This window comes from Cyanobacteriota bacterium (assembly GCA_025054735.1).
GTDB lineage: Bacteria > Cyanobacteriota > Cyanobacteriia > SKYG9 > SKYG9 > SKYG9.
Genome location: JANWZG010000280.1, coordinates 1 through 5358 on the forward strand (window position 1 = coordinate 1; position 5358 = coordinate 5358).

The 5358-nt window shown below is 47.3% G+C and carries 6 protein-coding genes; 4 read left to right on the top strand and 2 right to left on the bottom strand.

Annotated elements, in window-relative coordinates:
* Positions 1–35: 35 nt before the first annotated feature.
* The gene (locus NZ772_13040; protein ID MCS6814476.1) at positions 36–1232 is read right to left on the bottom strand and encodes a class I SAM-dependent methyltransferase; all 1197 of its coding nucleotides are present in this window, start codon (positions 1230–1232) and stop codon (positions 36–38) included.
* A 161-nt stretch (positions 1233–1393) separates the two neighbouring features.
* On the opposite strand from NZ772_13040, the gene NZ772_13045 reads away from it, so the two are divergent.
* Genes NZ772_13045 through NZ772_13060 form a run of 4 tightly spaced genes read left to right on the top strand, consistent with a single transcriptional unit; the run spans position 1394 to position 4543 of the window.
* The gene (locus NZ772_13045) at positions 1394–2410 is read left to right on the top strand and encodes an SDR family oxidoreductase (protein ID MCS6814477.1); all 1017 of its coding nucleotides are present in this window, start codon (positions 1394–1396) and stop codon (positions 2408–2410) included.
* Positions 2407–2850 carry an NUDIX hydrolase gene (locus NZ772_13050; protein ID MCS6814478.1) on the top strand — a complete coding sequence of 148 codons (444 nt, stop codon included), beginning with the start codon at positions 2407–2409 and terminating at the stop codon, positions 2848–2850. The genes NZ772_13045 and NZ772_13050 overlap by 4 nt, the downstream gene beginning before the upstream one ends.
* A 51-nt stretch (positions 2851–2901) precedes the next feature.
* Complete coding sequence (locus tag NZ772_13055) at positions 2902–3543, top strand: SIS domain-containing protein (protein ID MCS6814479.1); 642 nt, start codon at positions 2902–2904, stop codon at positions 3541–3543.
* A gap of 19 nt (positions 3544–3562) precedes the next feature.
* A complete protein-coding gene (locus tag NZ772_13060; GenBank protein ID MCS6814480.1) occupies positions 3563–4543 on the top strand; it encodes a glycosyltransferase family 2 protein in 981 nt (326 codons plus the stop codon).
* 27 nt (positions 4544–4570) lie between these two features.
* On the opposite strand, the gene NZ772_13065 is transcribed toward NZ772_13060, so the two are convergent.
* The gene (locus NZ772_13065; GenBank protein MCS6814481.1) at positions 4571–5308 is read right to left on the bottom strand and encodes an ABC transporter ATP-binding protein; all 738 of its coding nucleotides are present in this window, start codon (positions 5306–5308) and stop codon (positions 4571–4573) included.
* Positions 5309–5358: the final 50 nt, after the last annotated feature.

The following is a 5358-nucleotide window of genomic DNA, read 5'->3' on the forward strand; positions in this document are numbered from 1 at the left end:
GGTCAGTTGCCCATTGCATCCATCTCCTGCAAAAACTATTCAGGATTAACTGGAAAATAAAACTCCACCCCTTGATCTAACAGATGCTGATTGTTGGCGAGGATCTCTTGCTTAAAGTTCCAGGCTAGAACGTAGTAGATATCAGGTGGTGTAGTGAGTTCACTCTCTAGTACGATCGGAATATGCATCCCTGGTGAATATAACCCACGGCGTAGTTGATTCTTTTCTACCAAGTAATCTAAGTACTGTGTGCCAATACCAAAGTAGTTGAGTAGGGTGTTGCCTTTAACGGGGGCACCGAAGCCAAAGATGCGCTTTCCGTAATGCTTTGCTCGCTCTAGATAGGCCAAATTCTGCACTTTCATTTGCTCAATTTGACGGGCAAAGGCTAGATACGTTTCTAGTTCGTTGCTCTTGGCCTCAATTTCTGCTTGCCGCATGGCCTGTAGACGCTTACTGGGTTCCTGTTGACCCTGATGGGTGACAAAGCCGATAATGGAGCCACCATGAATGGGAGCAAGGTAGGCATCAAACATGGAGAGGCCATGGCGGTTTAGTAGGATTTCGATCGTCTTTAAGGTGTAGTACAACAGATGTTCGTGATAAATCTGGTCAAAGGCCAAATTCTCTACGATACGTTTCATGTAGAGAAACTGCACCACGAACACACCATCCTGGCGTAAGGCTTCTCGGATTCCTTCAGCAACAGAATGTAATTCCTCTAGGTGAAAAAATACTCCTGCTGCATTAATGACATGGAATTGACGACCCAACCGCTGCACCAACGACTGATTGAAAAATTCATTAATGGTTGGAATACCAGCCTCATTGGCAATTCTGGCAGTTGTCTTAGAAGACTCTACGCCCAACACCTCGTAGCCTAATGCCTGAAAGTGCTTCAGTTGGGTGCCATCATTGGATCCAATATCCAGCACTGACTTTGGGAACACCCCAGCAAAAAATCGTTGATCTACCTCCTCTGCTACTCGCCGGAAATGTTCACTCAAGGAGCGCGTCACTCCAGAGAGATAGGTATGGTCGCCGAACATGATTTCTTTTTTGACCGTATAGTCTAGCTGTACAGTGCTACATCTATGACAATAGAGCACTCGCAAGGGGTAATAAGGTTCCTTACCCACTTCATCGGGTAACAAGAAGTGATTGCACCAAGGTTGGAAACCGAGGTCAATGGCAATTTCTAAATCTTGGCTGTCACAAACTCGGCAGTACAAGTTCCTTCTACTACTATGCTAAGGGTGATGATGCTACAAACAATGATGCCAAGGGTGATGGTACTGTGGCATGATTACTGAGGTAATTCTCGGAGAGCAATCCTCTTTAGGGCAACAGGATTACAACCCAATAGCCTATCACAGAAGGTTCCATGAGTCCGATGACCGATCTATCTTCTACGTCCAAACGGTGTCTAGTTACTGGAGCTGCTGGGTTTATTGGCAGCCATCTTTGCGATCGCCTACTGGCTCTGGGCCACCAAGTTACTGGCATTGACAGTCTGAGTACTGGACGGCTGACCAATCTTCAGCAAGCCCAAACGTCCCCCAATTTCCAGTTTGTTGAGCAGGACACAGCTACAATTCAACCCAACCAGCTTGAAGGCATTGATTGGGTTTTTCACTTATCCGGCCTAGCCGATTTAGTTCCCTCAATTCAGGATCCGGGAAAGTATTACCATGCCAATACCCACAGCACCTATGCCCTGCTAGAAGCCTGTCGGCAGGTAATGCCCCAACGGTTTATTTACACGGCCTCCTCCACTTGCTACGGTATTCCTGACCAGTACCCTACGCCAGAATCCTATCCTTGTAATCCAGAGCATCCCTATGCTTTAACTAAATACTTGGGTGAACAGTTGGTGATGCACTGGGCCAAGGTATATAAGCTGCCTGCATTGTCCCTAAGGTTATTCAACGTCTTTGGCCCTCGCTCTCGTACCACGGGGGCCTATGGGGCAGTGTTTGGGGTTTTTCTCGCCCAAAAACTTGCAGGTAAGCCGTTTACTGTGGTAGGGGATGGCAAGCAGACTCGCGATTTTACCTTTGTTAGCGATGTGGTGGAGGCCTTTATTAAGGCGGCTCAGTCGGATTTGTCTAACGACATTATCAACATCTGTTCTGGTAAGCCCCAAAGTGTGCTGACCTTGGTGCACCTATTGGGAGGTACAGAAGCGTCGATTGCCTACATTCCCAAACGTCCTGGAGAACCGGATTGTACCTGGGGCGATATTACTAAGGCCAAAACGCTTCTAGGCTGGGAACCTCAAGTTGCTTTTCCCGATGGTGTTGCTCAGATGTTGGCCCATATCGATCTATGGAAGGACGCTCCTGTTTGGACTCCAGAGTCAATTCAAGAGGCGACGAAGGAGTGGTTTACCTATCTGGGCAAATCATGACGCAGCGATCGTTCCAGGTGGCTAAGGCGTTCATTTACCAGGACGATCGTCTACTCCTGCAACTCCGGGACAATAAGCCCACCATCTATCATCCCAACCATTGGGGACTGTTTGGTGGCTCTGTGGATCCAGGTGAAACGCCCCATCAGGCGATAGTGCGCGAGTTGATGGAAGAACTGTGTTGGACACCCCCTGAACCCCGATTTTTGTTCACTTGGGATGAAGAGGTCAAGCCATGGGTCACCTATATTTTTGCCCTGCCATTGACAGTTAGCGTGGAACAGTTATGCCTCACGGAGGGTCAAGCATTAGGTCTGTTCACCTTGAGTGAGTTGACGCATCTACAACTAGTGCCTAAGATTCAACAGATGCTACCCCGTGTTATTGAGCTACTGAACCAACCAGACCTAACGGCTGCCTATCGGGCTATCACTAGTTGATTGCAATTTAGGTTAAACTGGGCTTCATTTTTATGTACTTAACTTGACCTTATGCAACGTTTATCATCTAATCCCTTTGGTATTGAGTATTTTCAGCAGTTAGCTGCTCTCAGTGAACAGTTTCAAGTCAGCGATCGCACCAATACGTCCCTATCGTTTTCAGAGGGGATTGACCAAGCCGCCCGGTTGGTGCGTCAACAAACTCAACAAGCTGATCACAAGGTGATGTTCATTGGCAATGGCGGGAGTGCGGGTATTGCCAGTCATCAGGCAGTTGACTATTGGCGTAATGGTGGATTCCCAGCAGTAGCGTTCAACGATGCTTCGTTACTGACGTGCATTGGTAACGATTTTGGCTATGAGCAGGTGTTTAGTAAGCCAATTTCAATGCTGGGGAAAGCGGGAGATGTGTTAATTGCCATTAGCAGTTCAGGACAATCGGCTAACATCCTAGCTGGTGTTCACCAGGCGCTCTCTCTGGGCTGTAAGGTCATTACCCTGTCAGCGTTTAAGCCAGATAATCCGCTCCGGCAACTAGGGGACTTAAACTTTTACGTGCCGACCTTCTCCTATGGCTTTGCTGAAATTTCTCACCTTGCCATTAGTCATTGCATCTTAGATGGTCTAATGAAAGGGGCGATCGGCACTTTACCGCTAGCAGTAGAAAACCAACTGGTATCAGCCGACTCGTGAATTCTGCAAGGAACCTGCGATGGCCACCTCCCCCACGTTATCTGTTCTGCTGCCCAACTATAACCATGGTCAATATATCGGTGAAGCTCTGACGGCTATGCTGTCCCAGTCCTTTGCTGATTTTGAGGTGATTCTGGTGGATGATGCCTCGACGGATAATAGCCTTGAGATCATCCAACCGTTTGTGCAGCAGGACGATCGTGTGCGTTTAGTCTGTAATGAGCAAAACCAGGGCGCTGTGTTTTCGCTCAACCGAGCTTTGCAACTTGCCCAAGGGGAGTTCATCTATTCTTCAGCAGCAGACGATTGCGTCCTCCCTGGTTTCTTTGAGACAGGTATTAAGCTATTGCGCACCTATCCCCAAGCAGGTCTGTGTGCCACCCATCCTGCCTTTTTGCACGATGAAACCGGCGAAATTGACTTCCGAACAGACAAATTTTTTCTCAGCGATCAGCCAGTGTTTGTGCCTCCCCAAGAGCTAGTCAAGTATCTCGATTCAGATGGGTTATGGATTGCTGGTCATGCCTCGTTGGTGCGTCGCTCTGCTTTCGTGGCAGCAGGTGGGTTCTTACCCGATTTGCGGTGGCACTGCGACTGGTTTGCTCTGCATGTCGTTGCCCTGCGCCATGGCATTTGCTATACACCCGCAGCGTTAGCAGCCTATCGATTGTTGCCTAACGCCTATTCCGCTAGTGCCAAACGCAGGCAGGATCAACAACAGGTTATTGTCGCGTTGCTCAACCACCTATCCTCCCCAGCCTATGCTGATGTTTCAGCAGCATTTTGGCGATCGAGACTATTGTCATCCTTTGGTTGGTTATTGTTACAGACAGTCCTAACCCACCCAAGGCACTGGACTTGCCTAGGAAAATTACCCCTTGTTAGCTTGGTTCGCTATGAACTCAGGAAAATGCTCTCAGCTCATCTTCCTCCCCAGGCTAGGCAACTCTATCGCAAGTATCGGTATCGTCGTAAACCACTCAGTTATAGCCACAGATGATACTATCCCGATGGTCGGAGCTTGGCATCAACCCACTGTGTCTAAATATCGTTGCACAGTTTCTTGAGCCGCACCTTGGAACCTAATGCGGCCACGATCCAACCATACAGCCCGCTGGCAATTTGCTTGAATAAACTCTAAGTTATGTGAGACTAACAGAATCGTAGTGTCACTTTGCCAAAACCGTTGCATTCGTTGCTGGCACTTTTTCACAAAGCTGGCATCTCCTACAGAAAACACCTCATCCAAAATCAGAATATCAGGCTGGACTTCAGTCGCAACGGCAAAACCCAACCTAGAGACCATCCCTGATGATAATGCTTTAATGGGTGCATAAGCATAGTCTTCTAACTCAGCAAACTCCAAAATCGATTGGGTTCTTCTCTCCATATCCTTTCTAGAAAAGCCTAGAAAAACCCCGTAGTAAATAATATTGTTCAACACAGAGTTTTCAACATCAAAGCCAACACCTAACTCAATTAAAGGAGCTATAGTTCCTCTAGTTTTCACCCTGCCACAAGTAGGTTCTAAAATCCCACAAATCACTTTCAACAAAGTTGACTTTCCTGCTCCATTTGAACCAATAAATCCTATTCGTTCACCAGCATTAACCGTTAAATTAATCTGATCTAGAACCAATTTCTTACTTGGCTTTTGAAGTTTCCCTTCCAGTAAGGACAATATAGTTCGCTTCAAATCATAGGAAAACTCTTCTTGAGTTCGCCTCCAAAGAGATACATTTTCGAGCTGAATAACTTCTGACATTTGAGCCTATAGCAAGTCCATAAAATGAGAGCGATGGATACGAAACCATA

Coding starts and splice junctions, on each gene's coding strand:
- NZ772_13050 (MCS6814478.1), top strand. CDS start 2,407: ATGACGCAGCGATCGTTCCAGGTGGCTAAGGCGTTCATTTACCAGGAC.
- NZ772_13055 (MCS6814479.1), top strand. CDS start 2,902: ATGCAACGTTTATCATCTAATCCCTTTGGTATTGAGTATTTTCAGCAG.
- NZ772_13045 (MCS6814477.1), top strand. CDS start 1,394: ATGACCGATCTATCTTCTACGTCCAAACGGTGTCTAGTTACTGGAGCT.
- NZ772_13065 (MCS6814481.1), bottom strand. CDS start 5,308: ATGTCAGAAGTTATTCAGCTCGAAAATGTATCTCTTTGGAGGCGAACT.
- NZ772_13060 (MCS6814480.1), top strand. CDS start 3,563: ATGGCCACCTCCCCCACGTTATCTGTTCTGCTGCCCAACTATAACCAT.